Below are 18,691 nucleotides of genomic sequence, written 5' to 3'. Positions count from 1 at the left end.
GAGCGGGGCAGCGCGGACGCACCTCCGCACGGCCCCGCTCCCTCCGCCACCCCCACCTCTGGTAAGCCCCTCTCCCCCGCCGGGCTCCCCCTCCCCTTGGCGGCCGGGCGGTCCGTGGACGAAGATCGGCGAGTGATGGGACGCAGCCGGCCGGAGGGGACCGCGGATGTATCACACCTGGATGCGGTACTTCACACCCAGCCCGGCCCATCACCGGCTCGGCCTGGTCTGTCTGGGTGTCGGCCTCCAGCACGGCGCCCTGCCCGTGGTCGGCCCGCGCGTCCTGGACCACCATGTGGCGGTGGTCATCAGCGCGGGCCGCGGATGGTTCCGCGGCCCGGACGGCCGCCGCCGCACCGTCACCGCGCCCGCGCTGCTCTGGCTCACCCCCGGGGTCACCCACCACTACGCCCCGGACCCGGACACCGGATGGGACGAGGCGTTCGTCGACTTCACAGGACCGGCCACCGCCGCCTACGCCGACCTGGGCTATCTCGACGCTGACGGCCCCGTGGTCGCGCTCACCGACACCGCCACCGCCCGTACGGCCATCGGCCGGATCGCCCGCGCCGCGCGCCAGGGCAATCCGTTCCTGGAGGTCGAGACCGCCGCCGCCGTCCATGAACTCCTCGTCGCCCTCCGCCGCGTCCGCGCCGACACCGGTGCCGACGGACATCCGGTGCTCCAGGCCCTGGCCCGGGACGCCTTCCAGCCGCTCTCGGTGATCGAACACGCCGCCCGGCACGGCATGACACCGGCCGAACTGCGCACCGCGGTACGGCGCGGCGCGGGGTGCAGCCCCAAGGACTACCTCCTCGGGATCCGGCTGGGCCGCGCCAAGGAACTCCTCGTCGGCACCGAACTGCCGGTGGCCGCCATCGCCCGCCGCGTCGGCTACGACGATCCCGCCTACTTCAGCAGGCTGTTCGCCCGCCGAGTGGGCACGGCACCGGTCCGCTTCCGCGAGCAGCAGTGCCGCTCGGTCCCCGGAGGCTTCACCGACCGCGTCCCCGACCCGAGCCGTCCACCGACGATCCCGCCCTCCGCACCGGCGGACGACGGACGGCGCGGCGGAGGATGACCGGACGCGCGCCCTGGGCCGGCCGGACGGCCGCGGGGGGCGGCTTCCGCCATTGGGGGGACGGTGGGCCGCGGTTGCCCCACCAAAGGGGCACCATGCATGCGAAGCCGGTCATATCCGGCGGCAGATCCTCAGCAAGGAGTTCCCATGCGTATCCGGACCGCCCTGTCCACGCTCGCCCTCACCGCCGCGTCCCTCGCCGTCGGCGCGGGCGGCGCCCTCGCGGACGACGCGCCCGATGTCACCGTCAACAACTCCAGCAGCACGACCTTCCCCGGCGTCTGCGCCAGCAACCAGTTCTCCTTCGTCACCGTCCCGGTCAATCTGGCGGGCGGATCGGACTCCGGCGCGTGCTGACCCCCTGATCTCGCTGATGGACGAGGGTGCGGCCGGTGCACGGCCCGGGCGGCACCGGCCGTACCCTCGGGCATCGCGTGTTCCACTTCACCCTCCCGAATACCGGACCGATCCCTGCACACCGCCGGACGGCCCCGTAGGCTGGCGGGTGCAGCTGGTTCGCCCCGTCCGCCAGGCGGGACGCGTCGTAAGAGGGAACCCGGTGGGAATCCGGGACTGCCCCGCAGCGGTGAGCGGGAACGACCGCCGTCATACGCACTGGGTCCGGTAGAGGGATCTGGGAAGCGACGGCCACTAGGTGTCCTCCCCAAGAGGACGCGCCCGTGAGTCCGAAGACCTGCCATCTGCCCGCGTACGGACGACTCGTGCGCGGACACCCGGTGACCTCGAGGGCGGGTCGGCGTACATACCGGTCGGACGACCGCGCGCTTGCCGCGCGAGGTCGCGGCGTCCGGTCTGTCACCCTTCGCGTTCTCCTCCCGTCGCCGGGATCTCAGGGATTCATCTCGCGAAGGAGATCTCCGTGACACCGAAGTCCGCGGCCGCGGCAGCACGGGCCACCGTGTACGGCTACCCCCGCCAGGGCCCGAACCGGGAACTGAAGAAGGCGATCGAGGGCTACTGGAAGGGCCGCGTCACCGCCGACGCGCTCCGGGCCACCGCCGCCGAACTGCGCAGCACCACTTGGCGGCAACTGGCCGGGGCGGGCATCGACGAAGTTCCCACGGGTGACTTCTCGTACTACGACCACGTGCTGGACACCACCGTCATGGTCGGCGCGATCCCCGACCGCCACCGGGACGCCGTCGCCACCGACCCGCTCGACGGCTACTTCGCGATGGCGCGGGGCACACAGGACGTCGCGCCGCTGGAGATGACCAAGTGGTTCGACACCAACTACCACTACCTGGTTCCGGAGCTGGGTCCGGACACGGTGTTCATGGCCGACTCCGCCAAGCAGGTCGCGGAGCTGACGGAAGCCCTCGGCCTCGGCCTGGCGGCGCGGCCGGTCCTGGTCGGGCCCGTCACCTACCTCCTCCTCGCCAAGCCCGCCCCCGGCGCGCCCGCGGACTTCGAGCCGCTCACCCTCCTGGACCGCCTGCTTCCGGTGTACGCCGAGGTCCTGGCCGATCTGCGGGCGGCCGGTGCCGAGTGGGTGCAGCTCGATGAGCCCGCCCTGGTCCAGGACCGCACGCCGGCCGAGCTGAACGCAGCCGGCCGCGCCTACCGCGATCTCGGCGCCCTCGCCGACCGACCGAAGCTGCTGGTCGCCTCGTACTTCGACCGCCTCGGCGAGGCCCTGCCCGTGCTGGCCAAGGCACCGGTCGAGGGGCTGGCGCTGGACTTCACGGACGCCGCCGCCGCGAATCTGGACGCGCTGGCCGCCGTCGGCGGGCTGCCCCGCAAGCGGCTGGTCGCCGGTGTCGTCAACGGCCGCAACATCTGGGTCAACGATCTGGAGAAGTCCCTGGCCAGGCTCGGCACCCTGCTGGGTCTTGCCGACCGGGTCGACGTGTCCGCCTCCTGCTCGCTGCTGCACGTCCCCCTCGACGCGGCGGCCGAGCGGGACATCGCACCGCAGATCCTGCGCTGGCTGGCCTTCGCCCGGCAGAAGACCACGGAGATCGTCACCCTCGCCAAGGGCCTGGCCCGCGGCACCGACACGATCACCGCCGAACTGGCCGCGAACCGGGCCGCCCTCGCCTCCCGCGCCAACTCCCCCATCACCCGCGACCCGGCCGTCCGCGCCCGCACCGGCGCGGTCACCGAGGCCGACGTCCGCCGCTCCCAGCCGTACGCCGAACGCGCCGCGGCCCAGCGCGCCCACCTCCGCCTGCCGCTGCTGCCGACCACCACCATCGGCTCCTTCCCGCAGACCGGCGAACTGCGCGCCGCCCGCGCCGATCTGCGCGGCGGCCGGATCGACACGGCCGGGTACGAGGAGCGCATCAAGGACGAGATCCAGGAGGTGATCTCGTTTCAGGAGGCGACCGGCCTGGATGTGCTCGTGCACGGCGAGGCCGAGCGCAACGACATGGTCCAGTACTTCGCCGAGCAGCTCACCGGTTATCTCGCCACGCAGCACGGCTGGGTGCAGTCCTACGGCACCCGCTACGTCCGCCCGCCGATCCTGGCCGGTGACATCGCGCGCCCCGAGCCGATGACGGTGCGCTGGACGGCCTACGCCCAGTCCCTCACCGAACGCCCGGTCAAGGGCATGCTCACCGGCCCGGTCACCATGCTCGCCTGGTCCTTCGTCCGCGACGACCAGCCCCTTGGCGACACCGCCCGCCAGGTCGCCCTCGCCCTGCGCGACGAGGTCGACGACCTGGAGGCGGCCGGGACCTCGGTCATCCAGGTGGACGAACCCGCCCTGCGCGAGACCCTTCCGCTGCGCACCGAGGACCGGCCCGCCTATCTGTCCTGGGCGACCGAAGCCTTCCGCCTCACCACCGGCGGCGTACGGCCCGGCACCCAGATCCACACCCATATGTGCTACGCCGAGTTCGGGGACATCGTCCAGGCGATCGACGACCTCGACGCCGATGTCATCAGCCTGGAGGCCGCCCGCTCCCATATGCAGGTGGCCCGCGAGCTCGCCGCCCATGGCTATCCGCGCGAGGCCGGGCCCGGCGTGTACGACATCCACTCCCCACGCGTGCCCAGCGCGCACGAGACGGCCGAACTGCTCCGCACCGGCCTCAAGGCCATTCCCGCCGAGCGGCTGTGGGTCAACCCCGACTGCGGCCTGAAGACCCGCGGCTGGCCCGAGACCCGCTCCTCACTGCGGAACCTGGTCACCGCGGCCCGTACGGTCCGCGGTGAGCTGCCCGCATCCTGACCCGGACGACCGGCCGGGGCCGGGGCGCCACGCGCTCCGGCCCCGGTGCCAAACGCTGACGCCGGACGTGGTCAGGCGGCCGTCGCGCCGGACAGGGGACGCCGACGGTGCGCCTGGTCCATCGACTTCCGCCAGGCCCCGGGCGTGACGCCCTCCCGGGCCGAAAAGGCACGGCTCAGCGCACTCCCGGTGTCGTAGCCGACCCTGACCGCGATCTCCTGGACGCTCAGCGGCGTCTCCCGGAGCAGCACCTTCACCCGATACATGCGCCATGAGGTGAGGTAGCCCAGCGGGGTGTCCCCCGTTTTCTCCTTGAACGAGGCGGCAAACGCCGAGCGTGACATCCCCGCCTTGCGGGCGAGTTCGTCGACCGTCCACGGATGGGCCAGGTCCGCGTGCAACTCCCGCATGGCGACGGCCAGCCGGGGGTCTCGCAGTGCGGCGATCCAGCCGACGGTGCCGCCTCCGACATCGGCGCAACAGCTCCGTAGCGCCTGGACGAAGAGCACATCGGACAGCCGGCTCATGATGAAGCCACCACCGAGCCCGCCTGCCGCGCTCTCACTCGCGATGAGGTCGAACGTGGTGCGCAGGAGGCGGCTGGAGGTGTGGTCCAGGCTCAGCCGGAACAACGGCGGCAGCAGCGCGAAGAGCGGTTCGGCCGCCACGGCGTCGAAGGCGAACCGGCTGGACACGATCTGCGTCAGCTCACCGTCGCCCCCGACCCGCGCCGCGTTGCCGGGAGCTTGGGAGACCAGTCCGTCGCAGTCGACGACCTCGCTGCCCGTGGTGTCCTGAAGGGTGAATCTCACGCCCGCGCGGACCAGGAAGCAGTCGTTGGCCTCCAGCCGTTGCGGCCCGGCGAGCGTGTCCGCGACGAGCCGGCACGAACCACTGGAGATCAGGACCAGCCGGGCGAGGTCCCGGGGAGGGAACGAGATGCCCCACGGCGCACGGGCGTCCACCCGCACATACCGCGCGTCCTCGATCTTCATGGTGGCGAGAAGGTCGTCGATGGGATCCATCTCCACCCTCCTGGACGATCTGCGCTAAACCGTGGACGCCAGGATACATATCGTCCAGCCGGTCCGCCCTATCGTGGAGGTGATCCAAGAACAAAGGAGGGGAAATGCGAACATTCCAGATCGATACGGGCGGCAGCCTGGTCGCCCCGGCCACGCGTCCGGTGCCGACTCCGTCGGCGGGCGAAGTGCTCGTCCGCGTGAAAGCCAGCTCCATCAACGCGCGCGACCTGCTCATCGTCTCCGGCAGGTATCCCATCGAGGTCCCGCCGGGGCGTATCCCGCTCTCCGACGGCGCGGGCGTCGTGGAGGCCGTCGGGGACGGGGTCTCGCGGTTCCGGGTGGGGGATCGCGTCGTGAGCACCTTCCATCCGACCTGGCTGTACGGTCCGTTCCCGCAGTGGGGGGAGTTCCACGGGACGCAGCGCGATGGATGGCTCACCGAATACATCGCCCTCGACGAGCAGAGCCTGGCCGCCGTGCCGGACCATCTCTCGTTCGAGGAAGCGGCCACGCTTCCGTGTGCCGCGCTCACCGCATGGTCGGCGGTGAGCGGAGTCGGCCCGGGTGACGCGCTCCTGGTCCAGGGCTCGGGCGGGGTATCGGTCTTCGCGCTGCAGTTCGCCCGTCTGGCCGGCGCACGTGTGCTCGCCACGACCTCCAGCGATGAGAAGGCCCGACGGCTCGGCACGCTCGGCGCATCCGATGTCGTCAACTACGTCAGCACACCGGAGTGGGGCGTACAGGTGCAGGCACTCACCGGCGGCGGTGCCGACCGTGTCGTCGAGATCGGCGGCGCCGGAACGCTCGCTCAGTCCATCGAGGCCGTCGCCTACGGCGGGCAGATCGCCCTCGTCGGCAATCTCGCGTCGGGCGGTGGGATGGATGTGACGCGATTCTTCCGTCGCGCCGCCACGCTCAGGTCGATCAGCGTCGGCAGCCGGAGCGACTTCGAGCGGATGAACAAGGTCATCGGCCGGCACCGGCTGCGGCCCGTCATCGACCGTGTCGTCCCCTTCGACCAGGCGCCGGAGGCCTTCGCCCACTTCGAGAAGGGGCCACGCTTCGGCAAGGTCGTCATCAGCCACTGACCACGTACGGCCACGGACCACCTACGGCCACGGAGGCGCGGGTCATGGGCGCGGAGCGGCGGTGCGGGCGCCGGTGACGCGAAGGAGGTCGAGCTTGCCCGCGTCGCCGCTTCCGGTCGCCGCCGTGTAGGTGACCATGCGCAGGTCCGCGCCGGGGACGACGAGGACATCGCAGTCCAGGTGGATGTCGCCGGCCTCCGGATGCCGGATCGTCTTCCGGTCGCTCGTGTGCTGCGCGGCGGTCGTCCGGGTGGCCCAGTAGTGCGCGAACACATCGGACTCCGCCCGCAGTTCCCGCACCAGGCGCTGGAGCCGGCCGTCGGCGGGGTAGCGGGAAGCGGCGTCCTTGAGGTCGGCGACGATCGAGGCTTCGAAGGTGTCCTGCCCGCGCGCGGGCCGGATGTGAAGCGTCGCGGCGCGGGCGGCACCGCTGCCGAACAGGGCGCGGGCCAGGTTGCGTTCGGCGGCCGGGAGGACGGCGGGGTCGCCGTGCAGGGCGCTCCACATGGCGTTCCACCACACCAGGGTCCAGTCGGCGGTGAACACCCCGATCGGGACGTCGCCCAGGCGCGCGGCGAGCCGCTGGATGCCGGGGGGCACATGAGCGTTGATCGTCCCGTCCCGCGGCGGCAGGAGTCCGGCGCTCCGGTAGAGCTGGTCGCGCTCGGCGCGGGAGAGCTGGAGGGCCCGGGCGAGGGCACCGACGACCTGGTCCGAGGGGTTCTTCGCGCGCCCCTGCTCCAGGCGCAGGATGTAGTCGACGGAGAGCCCGGCCAGCTGTGCGAGCTCCTCGCGGCGCAGTCCCGGGGCGCGACGTGCCGCCGTCGGGGCGAAGCCGGCGTCGGCCGGGGAGAGGCGGTCGCGCCAGGCGCGCAGGAGCGCGGCGAAGTCGGAGCCGGAGGAAGCCATGGGTTCATTCTCGCCGCGCGGCGCCGGATGAGCCTGGGTACTGCCAGTCCTAGTGACGCGGACGGCACTGGCCGGCGGGGGCGGAGGCGGCGAACGTGGAACCGCCGCGCCCGAGCCGGGCGCCATCGGCCGACCAGTGAAGGGCCCTTTTATGAAGCACACCCTGGTGATGACGGGCGCGAGCCGTGGGATCGGCCGTGTCGCCGCGGAGCACATCCTGCGCCACTCGCCCCATGCGCACCTCGTCGTCGTGGCCCGCGCCTCCTCCGGCGCCCGGCTCGCCGAGGAACTCGCCGGGGGCGGGCACACGGTCTCGCACGTCCCGGCGGACCTCGCCTCGCTGCGGAGTGTCCGCTCCGCCGCCGTCGAGATCCGTGACCGGCTGGAGCGCGGTGATCTGCCACCGCTGCGCGGGTTCGTGGGCAACGCGGGCATGCAGTACACCAACGCGCTGACCGAGTCCCCCGAGGGGTTCGAGGCCACGTTCGCCATCAACGTACTCGCCAACCACCTCTTCGTCCGCCTGCTCCAGGACCACTTCGCCGCTCCCGCCCGGATCGTGATCACCGTCAGCGACACCCATTTCGGCGACGTCAAGCACAACCTGGGCATGGTGCCCGGCCCTGTGTGGCAGTCCCCCGATGTCCTCGCCCGTCCGGGCGGCTTCCCCAGGCCGGGCAGCACGGCCGGTGGCCGCACCGCGTACTCGACCAGCAAGCTGGCCGCGATCTACCTCGTGCACGAGTACGCGCGCCGGCTTCCGGCCGGGATCGATGCCATCTCCTACAACCCGGGCTTCGTCCCCGGCACCGGCCTCGCCCGCAACGCGGGTCCCGTCTCCCGGTTCGCCATGCGGCGCGTCCTGCCGGTGATGACCCTCACGCCGTTCGCCATCGGCCGCGGCACCGCGGGCCGCCACCTCGCCGAGGTCGTCCTGGGCACGACCGCCGCACCGACCGGTTCCTATGTGGACCGCGCCCGGGTGGCACGGTCGTCGCAGGAGTCCTACGATCCGCCGCGCGAGCGCGAACTCTGGGACGCCGTCGAACGGTTCACCATGGCGCACGCGGCCTGACCACTGGACGTCCGGGCATTCCGCAGAGACCGGGTCCCGGCCGGATCAGCCCAACTCCGCGATGAGATCCGCCACCTGCCCGGGCACGGACAAGAACGGCGAGTGGGAGGAGTCGAGCGCCGCGACCGCGGTCGGGTTGTGCGGGAAGGCCACCGTGGCATCGGTGATGAGCTTCTTCTGGAGGGCCGGGCGCACCGCCATGTCCCGTGCGCAGGTGATGTAGGTACGGGGGACCGAGCCCCAGCCGTCGCGGGTGAGGGTGGTGGTGCCGAGCACGATGCCGATCGGAGCGTCGGGCGTCAGCAGCCCGAAGGCGGCCTCGGCGACGGCCCGGTCGACATCGCCGTAGAACGCCTCCAGCAACTGCCGGCGATACGCCGCGTCGCCCGAGGCGAGGTCCAGCCGCAGCGCCCCGATCGCGGCGGGATCGGCCCGGACGCAGGACTGGACGAGGGCGCCCGCGTTCTCCGGCATCCGGAGGTAGGCGAGGGCCGGAACGTCCGAGGCCGGCATGAGCCCGCTCAGATACACCGCGTGGGCCACCGACTCGGGTGCCTGCTCCGCGGCCCGCGTCAGCACGGTGCCGCCCATGCTGTGGGCGATCACCGTGACCGGGCCGCCCCGGCCGACCTGCCTGATCTGCGAAACCAAGAGGTCACCCGCCTGGTCGAGATCCACGTCCGCCACCGGCGAGACCTCGGTGGCCAGTGCCTCGGTATCGAAGGGGCGGCTCGTGAGGCAGGCGGGCCGGCGCGCGCGCAGCCCGTGCCCTGCCATGTCCACAGCGACCGCCGAGCGACCGGACCCCGCCAGAGCGGCGATCACCTCGGTCCAGCACCAGGCCCCATGCCAATTGCCGTGGAGGAACAGCAACGGGGTGGCTCGAGCGGACATCGTCGCTCCCTTGACGCCTCGGGATCGCAGTGCGGTCCGTCACCGTAGACCGCGGAAGGCGGCCCGCACCTCCTCCACCAGCACGTCGGGGTGCTCCAACCCCGGAAAATGACCGCCTCGGTCCAATGCGCGCCAGGAGCGCAGATCCGTATAGCGCCGCTCGGCCCAGCGCTTGGCCGTGGGCCATGGCTCGGCCGGGAAGAGCGAGCAGGCGGTCGGCACGGTCACGGGCCGGGCGTTCTCCTCTTCGGCGCTGCGTGGCGCGGATCCCCCGAGGCCACCGCGGCGGCCATCCGCTCATAGTCGATGCCCGCCCCGCCCAGCTGCTCGACCGTACGGGCGACGGTGACGTGGGGAATGTGCACCTGAAGGGTCCGCAAGGGGACCACGGACCGGTAGCGGCGCACCGACGCCACGCCCGGAAGGGCCATATCGACCTGCCCGGGCATCCAATGCCGCCGCTGCCAGCGCCCACCGGTGCGGGTCTCCATCGACGCGTCGCCCGCGACCGTCAGCACCAGGTGCAGATCCTCGGTGGCGGGCAGTGCCACCCGCTCCACGCGCGCGGTGTGCTGGAACCGCTGCAGCAGCGACCGCCAGCCCAGGCTGTCCCAGCTGCTGAACGTGCGCTCGACATACGGGTTCGCGTCGAATCCGGTATACGGCTCGAGGTCGAAGTCGGGAGCGTCGCACACCACATCGAGCATACCGATGGCCGGCGCGGACAGGCATCGCGGCGTTCAGCCCCTCAGGCGTCCAGGTAGGGGTAGTCGATGTATCCCTCGTCGGTGCCGCCGTAGTAGGTCGCCGTATCGGGCGTGTTGTACGGTCCGCCCGCTCGCAGCCGGGCCGGCAGGTCGGGGTTGGCCAGGAAGAGCGCGCCGAAGGACAGCATGTCGGCCGTGCCGTCCTCGATGAGCGTCAGGTCCGCCGCGCTGGTGAACCCGTCCGTCGCGGGGTTGAGGATGAAGGTTCCGGAGAACTCCTTGCGGAGGAGGGTGCTCAGATCGCGGGAGCTTTCGACGACGTGCAGATAGGCGGGGCCGGTCTCGTTCAGCCGGCGGACGAGATGGGCGTACGTGGGCTCGAGCTCGGGCTCCTCGATTCCGTTGTAGCGAATGCCGGGCGAGATGCGTATCCCCGTGCGCTGTGCCCCGATGGCCGCCGACACGGCCGCGACCACCTCCGCCGCGAACCGGACCCGGCCTTCGACCGAGCCGCCCCACTCATCGGTGCGCAGATTGGAGCTGGGCGCCAGGAACTGGTGGATCAAGTAGCCGTACGCGGCGTGCACTTCGACCCCGTCGAACCCCGCCTCCACGGCGTTGCGCGCGGCCTGGGCGAAATCCGCGATCGTCTCCCGCACCTCCTGGGAGGTCAGCGCGCGTGGGGTGCTGAAGTCCTTCATTCCGTGGACGGTGAACAACTGGCCGGGTGCGGCGATGGCCGACGGGGCGACGTGGACCAGCCCCCCGGGCAGCAGATCGGGGTCGCCGATCCTGCCGACGTGCGCGAGCTGGGCGAAGACCGTGCCGCCCTCGGCGTGAACCGCATCGGTGACGCGGCGCCAGGCGGCGATCTGCTCGGCACTGTGCAGCCCCGGGGTATGGGGGAAGCCCTGGCCGGCCACTGACGGCTGCGACCCCTCGGTGATGATCAGGCCGGCGGTGGCCCGCTGCGCGTAGTACGTCGCCATCGAGTCGGTGGCCGTACCGCCGGGCCCGAAGGCACGGGCACGCCCCATGGCGGGCATGACCAGGCGGTTGCGGAGGCGCAGCCCGGCAAGGTCGATCGGATCGAAGGGGTTGGTCACAACGGCTCCTGAGGTTGATGGGACATGACAGCCGACAGCGAGATCATTGGTCGACCAACAACCTCGCCGGGGACTCACCATAACCCATTCATTGGGTGACCAATGATTGGTCGGCCACGATAGCCTTGCCCCCATGACCACAGAGCTCCCGCACACCAACGCGACGGAGGGCGGATACGGCGGCGCCGTCAGCCAGACCCTGGCGCGCGTTTCCCGCCTGCACCGCCTCGCCGGCAGCAGGCTGCTGCGCCCGACCGGCCTCTGTTCCGGCCAGGAATTCCTGATGATGACCCTGTGGGATGCCGGATCGGTCCGTCAGTCGGAGCTGGCGAAGGCGCTCGACCTGGACCCGTCGACCGTGACCCTGATGCTGCGGCGACTGGAGCAGGGCGGGTATGTCATCCGCGCACGCGATCCGCATGACCGGCGCGTCATGCTCGTCCGGGCCTCGGAGGAGAGCTACGCCCTGCGGCCCGAGGTCTCACAAGCCTGGTCGCGGCTGGAGGAGCACATCCTGGACGGGCTGGATGACGCGGAGCGCGAAGCCTTCGCCAGGATCCTCGCCAAGGTCGAGAAGAACCTCGCCCCCGGCGAGGAGGGCTCCCCCGACGCCTAGCGCGATCAGCGGTCAGTCATTGCGCGTCCAGGAGCCCAGCACCATCAGCGTCTTGGTTCCGGTGACCTGTCCGACACGGCGCAGGGCGTCGATGACCTGCTGCAGATGCTCGATATCCCGCACCCGGACGTTCACCAGGGCGTCGGGGTCGCCGGCGATGGTGAAGACGGCCTGCACCTCGGGGACCGCGTAGGCGGTACGGACGATCTCCCCGACCGGTGTCGTACCGGTGTAGGACAGCTCCACGAACGCTTCGATGCCCCAGCCGAGCTTGGTGTGGTCGATCTGCACGGTGAAGCCCTTGATCACCCCGCTGTCCTTGAGCCGGTCCACGCGGCGTTTGACCGCGGCCACCGACAGCCCGACCTCAGGTGCCATCTCGGAAAAGGTGCGCCGGCCGTCCTCGCGCAGCATGCGCAGCAACTGGCGGTCCACGTCGTCGAACTCGGGCATCGCCCCTCCGTTCCGCACCCCTCGCGCACCGCGCATCCGCGCAAATTCTTTTCGTCTACCCGGCCAATCGCCGCTTCAGTTTGCGTCTTCTTGGCGATCAACCGCAACTTACTTGTGCTCCTCCGGCGGGTGTTGCTGTCCTAGGCCCGGACCCCATGAACGTCGAGGACCTCGCCCCGTTCGTACCCCAGGAGCGCCCTTCATGCCTGTCGACCGTCTGCTTCCCACTCGTGAGGCGGAGGATCTGCTCGACCTCGTCCGCGAGATCGCCGACAAGGAGCTGGCCCCCCGCGTCGAGGAGCACGAGCGCACCGAGAGCTATCCCGAGGGGCTGTTCCGCCTCCTGGGCGAGACCGGGCTGCTGGGTCTGCCCTACCCGGAGGAGTTCGGCGGAGGCGGCCAGCCCTACGAGGTCTATCTGCAGGTCCTCGAAGAGCTGGCCGCACGCTGGGCCGCCGTCGCCATCGCCACCAGCGTCCACACCCTCGCCGCCTCCCCCCTTCTGACGTTCGGCACCTCCGACCAGCGCCGACGCTGGGCGGATGACATCCTCAGCGGCCGTCTCATCGGTGGCTACAGCCTGTCCGAGCCACAGGCCGGGTCCGACGCGGCGGCCCTGACCTGCCGCGCCGACAAGGCCCCCGACGGCTATCGGATCACCGGCGCCAAGGCGTGGATCACCCATGGCGGCAAGGCGGACTTCTACGCCCTGTTCGCCCGCACCGGTCCGGGCGGCGACGGCATCTCCTGCTTCTTCGCGCCCGGACACACCGACGGCCTCACCTTCGGCCGACCCGAGGACAAGATGGGCCTGCACGCCATCCCCACCACCTCGGCCTTCTGGGACGACGCTCTGCTGGCCACCGACCGGCTCATCGGCGCCGAGGGCCAGGGACTCCAGATCGCCTTCAGCGCCCTGGACTCCGGCCGGCTGGGCGTCGCCGCCTGCGCCACCGGGCTGGCCCAGGCCGCCCTGGACGCCGCGACCGCCTACGCCCACGAACGCACCACCTTCGGCCGCCGAATCATCGACCACCAAGGGCTCGGCTTCCTGCTGGCCGACATGGCCGCCGCCGTCGACTCCGCGCGCGCCACCTACGTGGACGCCGCCCGCCGCCGTGACCACGGACGCCCGTACACCCGCCAGGCGAGCGTCGCCAAGCTGACGGCGACCGATGCCGCCATGAAGGTCACCACGGACGCGGTCCAGGTCTTCGGCGGCTATGGATACACCCGCGACTTCCCCGTGGAACGTTATATGCGCGAAGCGAAGATCATGCAGATCTTCGAGGGCACCAACCAGATCCAGCGGCTGATCATCAGCCGCCAGCTCGCCCACTGACCCGCCCCGACGGCCGCTACCAGGGCACGGTCTGGCCCTGGTAGTTGAGGTATCGCAGGCCCGGTTCGCCGCTGTGGCGGTCGATCGTGTCCACCACGCCCGGGATGGACTGGTCGATGGTCAGCGGTGCGTCCGGGCCGCCGAGTTCGGTGCGGACATGGCCGGGGCACATGAGCAGCAGCGTATGCGCGGCGTCGGCGTAGCGGGCGGCGTAGCTGCGCATCAGCTGGTTCAGGGCGGACTTGCTGGCGCGGTAGACGTCCTGACCGCCCCTGGTGTTGAAGCCGACGCTGCCCTGGCGCGAGGACATGACGCCGATGGTCCCGGTCGGCGCGACCAGCGAGCGGAAGGACTCGACCACACGCATCGGGCTGAGCGCGTTGGTGACCATGACCTCGACGAACATCTCGGTCGGCACGTCGGCGATCGGAATGTTGCCCCGGGTGATGCCGGCGTTGACGAACAGCAGGTCGAGCGTGCGCTCGGCCAGGCGCTCGCGCAACGCGGCGATCTGCTCCGGCGCCGTCATGTCCAGCGACTCGACGGTGACCCGGCCTCCGGACGCCTCGGCCAGGTCGTGGAGGCCGGTGCGCCGATCGCCCCGGACGGTCCCGATGACGTTCCAGCCGCGGTGCGCGTACTCGGTGGCGAGGGCGAGTCCGAGGGTGCGGGACGCCCCGACGATGAGAGCGGTCTTGGAACTCATGCCTGAACCTCCGGCTTGAGGACCTTCTCGCACCACTCGCGGAAGGTCGTGGGGCTTGTGATCGAAGGGGTGCGCGGCACGCCGTCGTCGAGGCCATTGTCCTTGGCGTACGCCATGTTGACGTAGCCCTCCACGAGCGCCTCCCCGAGGCCGTGTCCGGCGACTGCGGCGCGGAAGTCCTCCAGCGACTGGCGCTCGTAGCGGACCGGGCGGCCGAGCACGTCGGACATGATGCGCGCCATGTCGATCGCCGAAAGGTCCTCGGGGCCCAGCACCGGGACCTCGCCCGTCCCCGTCCAGGAGCGGTCGAGCAGCAGGCCGGCGGCGACCGCGGCGATGTCCCGGGTGGCGGCCGTCGGTGCTGTGCGGTCGGGGGCGGCAGTGTCGGTGTACACACCGTCGTCGCGGATCGAGGCCAGCTGCCGCAGCAGGTTGTCCATGAAGGACGGGCAGGCGAGCGCCCGGTAGGCCACGCCGGTGCTCGCGATGAGGTCGTCCATGGCCAGCGACGCCGTCACATGGCCGGCGCGGCCGGCGACGGGGGTGCCGCGGCCGAGCGCCGAGACGCCGACGACGTGTCCGACTCCATGGGCCGTGAACGCCTTCGCGGCGGCATGGGTGAATCCGGAGTACGCGGTGTCCATGCTCGGCGCCCGCGGGTCCGGCGGGACCAGCCAGAAGACGGCGTCCGCGCCGGCGAAGGCCCGGTCGACGACCCCGGGGTCGCCGTGCGAGCCGGTGACGACGTCGACGCGGGTGCGGACCGCGTCGGGGAGTCTCGCGGGGTCGCGCACGATGACCCGCAGCTCTTCGCCGCGATCGGGGGTCTCGTTGAGCAGGATCTCCAGGAGCCGGCCGCCGATCTGGCCGGTGGGAGCAGTGATGACGATCATGCTGTGAGTCTCGGGGCGGCCACCTGCGGACGTCCAATACCCTTCCCGGCAATTGATACCTTCAGGGCATGGATCTCGATCTGCGCAAGCTCCGCTACTTCGTCGCGGTGGCCGAGCACCGGCACTTCGGCCGGGCGGCGGAACAGCTCTACATCGCCCAGCCGGTCCTCAGCCGCCAGATCAGGGCCTTCGAGCAGGAGATGGAGTGCACGCTGCTGGTACGGAGCACCCGCAGCGTGGAGCTGACCGATGCCGGGAAGCGGCTCTACGAGGAGGCGCAGCGGATCCTCGCGACCGTCGCCTCGGCGGTGCGGAGCGTGCATGACGTGGATCGGGGCGTCCAACGGCTCGTGGTCGCCTTCTGCTCCGGGCTGTATGTGTCGGAGGCGATCCGGGCGTTCTCATCGCGCCACCCGGAGGTCGAGACCGATGTCGTCCCGGTGCGCTGGTGGGAGCAGGACGCGCCGCTCCGGGACGGCCGGGCCCACGTCGCCTATCTGCGGCGCCCGTTCGACCACTCGGACTTGCGCATCATCCCCATCGGCCACGAGACCAGGGTCGCCTGCCTGCCCGCGGCGCACCCGCTGGCGTTCCGTCAGGAGCTCACCTCCGCGGACCTGGACGGCGAGCGGATGCTCGACGCGCCGACGCGACGGACGTCATCACTCGAAGAGAAGTTCGAACTCATCGCCTCCGGGCAGGGCATCGCGCTCGTCCCGCTGAGCGTCGCGCGGTCCTACGCCCGCCCCGACCTCGTCCACCTCCCCGTCACCGACGCCCCGCAGATCGAGACCTGCCTGGCCGTCCTCGCGGACCGGCGGGAGAAGGTGCTGCGCGACTTCCTGGAGATCGCCACCGCGACGCTGCGGGCCACCTGAGCGGTCGGCGGCCACGCGCCGCGGTGGACAGGGCCTAGCGGTGCCCGTCCCACAAGGAGCGCTGCTTCAACCGGCTCAAGGCCTTCCGCGGCATCGCCACGAGATACGAGAAGACCGTCACCTTCTACGAAGCAGCGGTCACACTCGCGTCTTTCCTACTCTGGGCAAGATCCGTTCGAAGACGGACCCTAGTGCAGTTCGGTTACAGAACGGCCGTTCCCCGCACCACCGATCTGTACAAGAATTCCAGGCATCGACACACTGACCTGGATCAGCCGTCCTACTCACCTGGTCCATCGGGAATGTACGGGGGATTCCATGCGCCGTTCCATCACGGCTGCCGCCGCAGTCGTCACGCTCACCGCCACTCTTGTGGCATGCGGGGGTTCGGACGGGGGCAGCGACAAGGCCGGGCCCACGGGGCCCACGAAGGGCGCCGGCTCCAGCAGCACCTCCCAGCCGGCCGGCGAGCAGTCGCCCGGCGCCACCGCCGGCAGCACGCAGGCGCCGGTCGGCAAGCTCGGCGACACCCTGAAGCTGGTGGGGATGGAAGGCAGCCTGAACGGCACGGGTACGATCGGGGCCGACTTCACGTTGGAGAAGTTCGAGAACCACGCCAAGTCGGCGATCGGCGTACTCGAGCCTGCCGCCGGGAACCGCCTCGTGGCCGCCAAGTTCACCATCGTCGAGACCGGCACCGGCACCTACCAAGACTCCGGGTATGCGGAGGCGAACGTCTTCGACGCGAACGGGCAGGGATATCAGGGCAAGCCCGGAACCCCCACCGTCGGCGACTCTCTGGGCCCCAACATGATCATCAAGCCGGGCGGGCGGGCCACCGGCTGGATCGTCTTCGAGGTGCCGAAGGACGCGAAGATCACGTCCGTGACGTACCTGATGGAAAAGGTCGGGCCGGACCCCGAGCGCACCGGCAAGTGGACCCTCGACTAGGCGGTTTCGTTTGGATCATCGGGCGGACCAGAGGAAGATGCCGGCGATGTGGAGTCCGGCCAGGTAGATGGTGGCTGTCTTCTCGTAGCGGGTGGCGATGCCTCGCCACCGCTTGAGGCGGTTTATGCACCGCTCGACGGTATTGCGCTGCTCGTAGCCCTCGCCGTCGAAGGCCGGTGGTCTGCCGCCTCGGCTGCCGCGTCGCAGTCGGTGGCCGCGTTGGTCCGCCGGAACGGGGATCACGGCCCGGATGCCGCGTCGGCGCAGGTGCTCGCGGATCGCGCGGGACGAATACGCCGTGTCCGCCAGGACCACGTCCGGTCTGGTGCGCGGCCGGCCCTGTCGGCGGGGAACCCGCAGGCGGGCCATGACCTCGGTGAAGGCGGGCGCATCGCCTGCCTGTCCGGCGGTGAGGACGAAAGCCAGAGGCCGACAGCCGGCATCGGCAGCCAGGTGGATCTTGGTGGTCAGTCCGCCGCGGGGACCGTCCGATGGCATGGTCGTCGGGTTCGCCGGCCGGGGCCCCTTTTTGCGGGCCCCGGCCGCATGCTGGTGGGCTCGCACGATCGTGGAGTCCACCCGAAACCGCCCAGTCGAGGTCCTCATCGGTGTCGGCCTGAGCCATCAGAGCGGTGAACACCCGCTCCCAGGTGCCGTCGACGGCTCACATCCGCAGCCGGTTGTAGACGCCGCGCCAGTTTCCGTACTTCTCCGGCAGGTGCACCCACTGCGTTCCCGTCCGGAACTTGACGGCGATCGCGTCGATCACCTCCCGGTGATCCCTCCAGCGACCGCCCCGCATCGGCGTCCGGTCCGGGAGCGACGGCTCGATCCGTGCCCACTGCGCATCAGTCAACGACACATCAGACCAACGATCCGATGATCGATACGCCCTAGGTGGCGCCGGTGGCCGCGGCGGCATGAAGTGGTCGGGCCGAAGGGCGGCGCGGCGTAGGGGATGCCCTTGAAGGCGGCGATTCCGCGGGTGGACGCACCGGGCAGGGCACCGCTGGGCGTGGAGACGGTGACCACGGGAGTCCTTCCCACGGGGGTGGGGCACCGGCGGCCCGCTCGTCCATCCACCTGGACGAGCACGACGAAGATGACGGGGCGAAGGGGAAGAGCTTGCACGGTGATCGCGCGAACAGAAGGTACGTTGGCACGCACCGACTGGAGCACGGGGGACATCATGGCCGCGAGGACATCGGTAGGCAGGGCGCGAAGGATGCGAGCGTGTCAGGCGGGAGCGGGTCTGGGACTGGCGGTGCTGACCGCTGTGGCCGTGGCCGGCTGTGGTGGATCGGACAAGACCGACGGGGCGCCCTCGCGCGGTGACCAGCCGTCGGCGTCCCGTTCCACGTCGCCTTCAACAAGCCCCTCCGGGGGTCGCAGCCCCTCGGCGAAACCCTCCGTGTCGGCGGCGGACGGGCGTGATGTCGCCGCCTGCGCGGACGGCAACTGCGAGATCGCGGTGTCCGGTCCGGTGACGGTCCGGTTCAAGAGCCCGGCCGGTCCGGCGACGCTGTCGGTGACCGAGGTCGGGCCGAACAAGGTCGAGTACACGGTGAAGTCGGGCAATGGCCGGTCCCAGGGCGGGGCGAGCGGTCCGGGTCAGGGGTGCATCACCGTGCTGCGCGACCACGGCAGCAGCAACTCGTGCGGAAGGGTGGGCACCATGCGGCCGGCCGCTCAGCCCGGCGCCGTGGTGATCCTGATGGCGGCCGGGGAGGAGGGCACGGCGATCCTGCGGATCGTGTCCAGGTGACCG

At 71.0% G+C, this 18,691-nt stretch carries 19 protein-coding genes, 1 pseudogene and 1 riboswitch; of the genes and pseudogenes, 10 read left to right on the top strand and 10 right to left on the bottom strand.

The genetic code is table 11. The features are described 5' to 3' along the window. Positions 1-166 precede the first annotated feature (166 nt). The 3 genes from ACFYOY_RS20945 (at position 167) to metE (ending at position 4,280) form a co-directional block, all read left to right on the top strand. Positions 167-1,081, top strand: a complete 915-nt coding sequence (locus ACFYOY_RS20945) for an AraC family transcriptional regulator (protein WP_351893636.1) — start codon at positions 167-169, stop codon at positions 1,079-1,081. A 147-nt stretch (positions 1,082-1,228) separates the two neighbouring features. Beyond that, a complete protein-coding gene (locus tag ACFYOY_RS20940) occupies positions 1,229-1,438 on the top strand; it encodes a hypothetical protein (protein ID WP_351893632.1) in 210 nt (69 codons plus the stop codon). 138 nt (positions 1,439-1,576) lie between these two features. Further along, a riboswitch (cobalamin riboswitch) is annotated at positions 1,577-1,798 on the top strand. A gap of 163 nt (positions 1,799-1,961) precedes the next feature. Beyond that, on the top strand, positions 1,962-4,280 hold the full coding sequence (gene metE, locus ACFYOY_RS20935; RefSeq protein ID WP_388588695.1) for a 5-methyltetrahydropteroyltriglutamate--homocysteine S-methyltransferase: 2,319 nt from the start codon (positions 1,962-1,964) through the stop codon (positions 4,278-4,280). A 71-nt stretch (positions 4,281-4,351) separates the two neighbouring features. On the opposite strand, the gene ACFYOY_RS20930 is transcribed toward metE, so the two are convergent. Beyond that, complete coding sequence (locus tag ACFYOY_RS20930) at positions 4,352-5,305, bottom strand: AraC family transcriptional regulator (protein ID WP_351893624.1); 954 nt, start codon at positions 5,303-5,305, stop codon at positions 4,352-4,354. A gap of 104 nt (positions 5,306-5,409) precedes the next feature. Here ACFYOY_RS20930 and ACFYOY_RS20925 point away from each other — a divergent pair, with 104 nt between their 5' ends. Continuing rightward, positions 5,410-6,393, top strand: a complete 984-nt coding sequence (locus tag ACFYOY_RS20925) for an NAD(P)-dependent alcohol dehydrogenase (protein ID WP_388588692.1) — start codon at positions 5,410-5,412, stop codon at positions 6,391-6,393. Between the two features lie 42 nt (positions 6,394-6,435). Here ACFYOY_RS20925 and ACFYOY_RS20920 read toward each other — a convergent pair whose 3' ends face one another. Next, a complete protein-coding gene (locus ACFYOY_RS20920; RefSeq protein ID WP_351893615.1) occupies positions 6,436-7,302 on the bottom strand; it encodes a helix-turn-helix transcriptional regulator in 867 nt (288 codons plus the stop codon). Positions 7,303-7,453: 151 nt separating this feature from the next. On the opposite strand from ACFYOY_RS20920, the gene ACFYOY_RS20915 reads away from it, so the two are divergent. Next, positions 7,454-8,377 (top strand): SDR family NAD(P)-dependent oxidoreductase, encoded by a 924-nt coding sequence (locus ACFYOY_RS20915; protein ID WP_388588688.1) that lies wholly within the window; start codon positions 7,454-7,456, stop codon positions 8,375-8,377. Between the two features lie 45 nt (positions 8,378-8,422). Here the strand turns inward: ACFYOY_RS20915 and ACFYOY_RS20910 are convergent, their stop codons facing one another. Genes ACFYOY_RS20910 through ACFYOY_RS20895 form a run of 4 tightly spaced genes read right to left on the bottom strand, consistent with a single transcriptional unit; the run spans position 8,423 to position 11,084 of the window. After that, positions 8,423-9,271 (bottom strand): alpha/beta fold hydrolase, encoded by an 849-nt coding sequence (locus ACFYOY_RS20910; protein WP_388588685.1) that lies wholly within the window; start codon positions 9,269-9,271, stop codon positions 8,423-8,425. A 39-nt stretch (positions 9,272-9,310) separates the two neighbouring features. After that, positions 9,311-9,499 (bottom strand): hypothetical protein, encoded by a 189-nt coding sequence (locus tag ACFYOY_RS20905; RefSeq protein ID WP_351893606.1) that lies wholly within the window; start codon positions 9,497-9,499, stop codon positions 9,311-9,313. Then, positions 9,496-9,966, bottom strand: a complete 471-nt coding sequence (locus ACFYOY_RS20900; protein WP_388588682.1) for a hypothetical protein — start codon at positions 9,964-9,966, stop codon at positions 9,496-9,498. Before ACFYOY_RS20900 ends, ACFYOY_RS20905 begins: the two co-directional genes overlap by 4 nt. Before the next feature lie 53 nt (positions 9,967-10,019). Continuing rightward, positions 10,020-11,084 (bottom strand): alkene reductase, encoded by a 1,065-nt coding sequence (locus ACFYOY_RS20895; RefSeq protein ID WP_388588680.1) that lies wholly within the window; start codon positions 11,082-11,084, stop codon positions 10,020-10,022. Between the two features lie 133 nt (positions 11,085-11,217). Between ACFYOY_RS20895 and ACFYOY_RS20890 the strand changes: the two genes are divergently transcribed. Then, a complete protein-coding gene (locus tag ACFYOY_RS20890; RefSeq protein WP_351893597.1) occupies positions 11,218-11,700 on the top strand; it encodes a MarR family transcriptional regulator in 483 nt (160 codons plus the stop codon). Positions 11,701-11,712: 12 nt separating this feature from the next. Here the strand turns inward: ACFYOY_RS20890 and ACFYOY_RS20885 are convergent, their stop codons facing one another. After that, on the bottom strand, positions 11,713-12,153 hold the full coding sequence (locus ACFYOY_RS20885) for an Lrp/AsnC family transcriptional regulator (protein WP_059149317.1): 441 nt from the start codon (positions 12,151-12,153) through the stop codon (positions 11,713-11,715). A 202-nt stretch (positions 12,154-12,355) separates the two neighbouring features. On the opposite strand from ACFYOY_RS20885, the gene ACFYOY_RS20880 reads away from it, so the two are divergent. Then, positions 12,356-13,495, top strand: coding sequence for an acyl-CoA dehydrogenase family protein (locus ACFYOY_RS20880; protein WP_388588675.1), 1,140 nt, complete (start codon positions 12,356-12,358; stop codon positions 13,493-13,495). A 16-nt stretch (positions 13,496-13,511) separates the two neighbouring features. Here ACFYOY_RS20880 and ACFYOY_RS20875 read toward each other — a convergent pair whose 3' ends face one another. Together ACFYOY_RS20875 and ACFYOY_RS20870 are read right to left on the bottom strand one after the other, a co-directional pair. Then, positions 13,512-14,201: an SDR family NAD(P)-dependent oxidoreductase gene (locus ACFYOY_RS20875; RefSeq protein WP_351893592.1), complete on the bottom strand. Its 690-nt coding sequence runs from the start codon at positions 14,199-14,201 to the stop codon at positions 13,512-13,514. After that, positions 14,198-15,094, bottom strand: a complete 897-nt coding sequence (locus ACFYOY_RS20870; protein ID WP_388588670.1) for an NAD(P)H-binding protein — start codon at positions 15,092-15,094, stop codon at positions 14,198-14,200. The genes ACFYOY_RS20875 and ACFYOY_RS20870 overlap by 4 nt, the downstream gene beginning before the upstream one ends. Positions 15,095-15,162: 68 nt before the next feature. On the opposite strand from ACFYOY_RS20870, the gene ACFYOY_RS20865 reads away from it, so the two are divergent. Continuing rightward, the gene (locus ACFYOY_RS20865) at positions 15,163-15,972 is read left to right on the top strand and encodes a LysR family transcriptional regulator (protein WP_351893585.1); all 810 of its coding nucleotides are present in this window, start codon (positions 15,163-15,165) and stop codon (positions 15,970-15,972) included. A gap of 318 nt (positions 15,973-16,290) precedes the next feature. Continuing rightward, positions 16,291-16,923: a hypothetical protein gene (locus ACFYOY_RS20860; protein ID WP_351893582.1), complete on the top strand. Its 633-nt coding sequence runs from the start codon at positions 16,291-16,293 to the stop codon at positions 16,921-16,923. Positions 16,924-16,938: 15 nt separating this feature from the next. Here the strand turns inward: ACFYOY_RS20860 and ACFYOY_RS20855 are convergent. Continuing rightward, positions 16,939-17,725 (bottom strand): annotated as a pseudogene (locus ACFYOY_RS20855) (IS5 family transposase). A gap of 609 nt (positions 17,726-18,334) precedes the next feature. Between ACFYOY_RS20855 and ACFYOY_RS20850 the strand changes: the two are divergent. Next, a complete protein-coding gene (locus tag ACFYOY_RS20850) occupies positions 18,335-18,688 on the top strand; it encodes a hypothetical protein (RefSeq protein ID WP_388588667.1) in 354 nt (117 codons plus the stop codon). Positions 18,689-18,691: the final 3 nt, after the last annotated feature.

The sequence above is a fragment of the Streptomyces sp. NPDC007875 genome (genome assembly GCF_042868035.1).
GTDB lineage: Bacteria > Actinomycetota > Actinomycetes > Streptomycetales > Streptomycetaceae > Streptomyces > Streptomyces antimycoticus.
The sequence above is the reverse complement of the archived record's forward strand: the minus strand, read 5'-3'. Positions and strand labels throughout refer to the sequence as shown.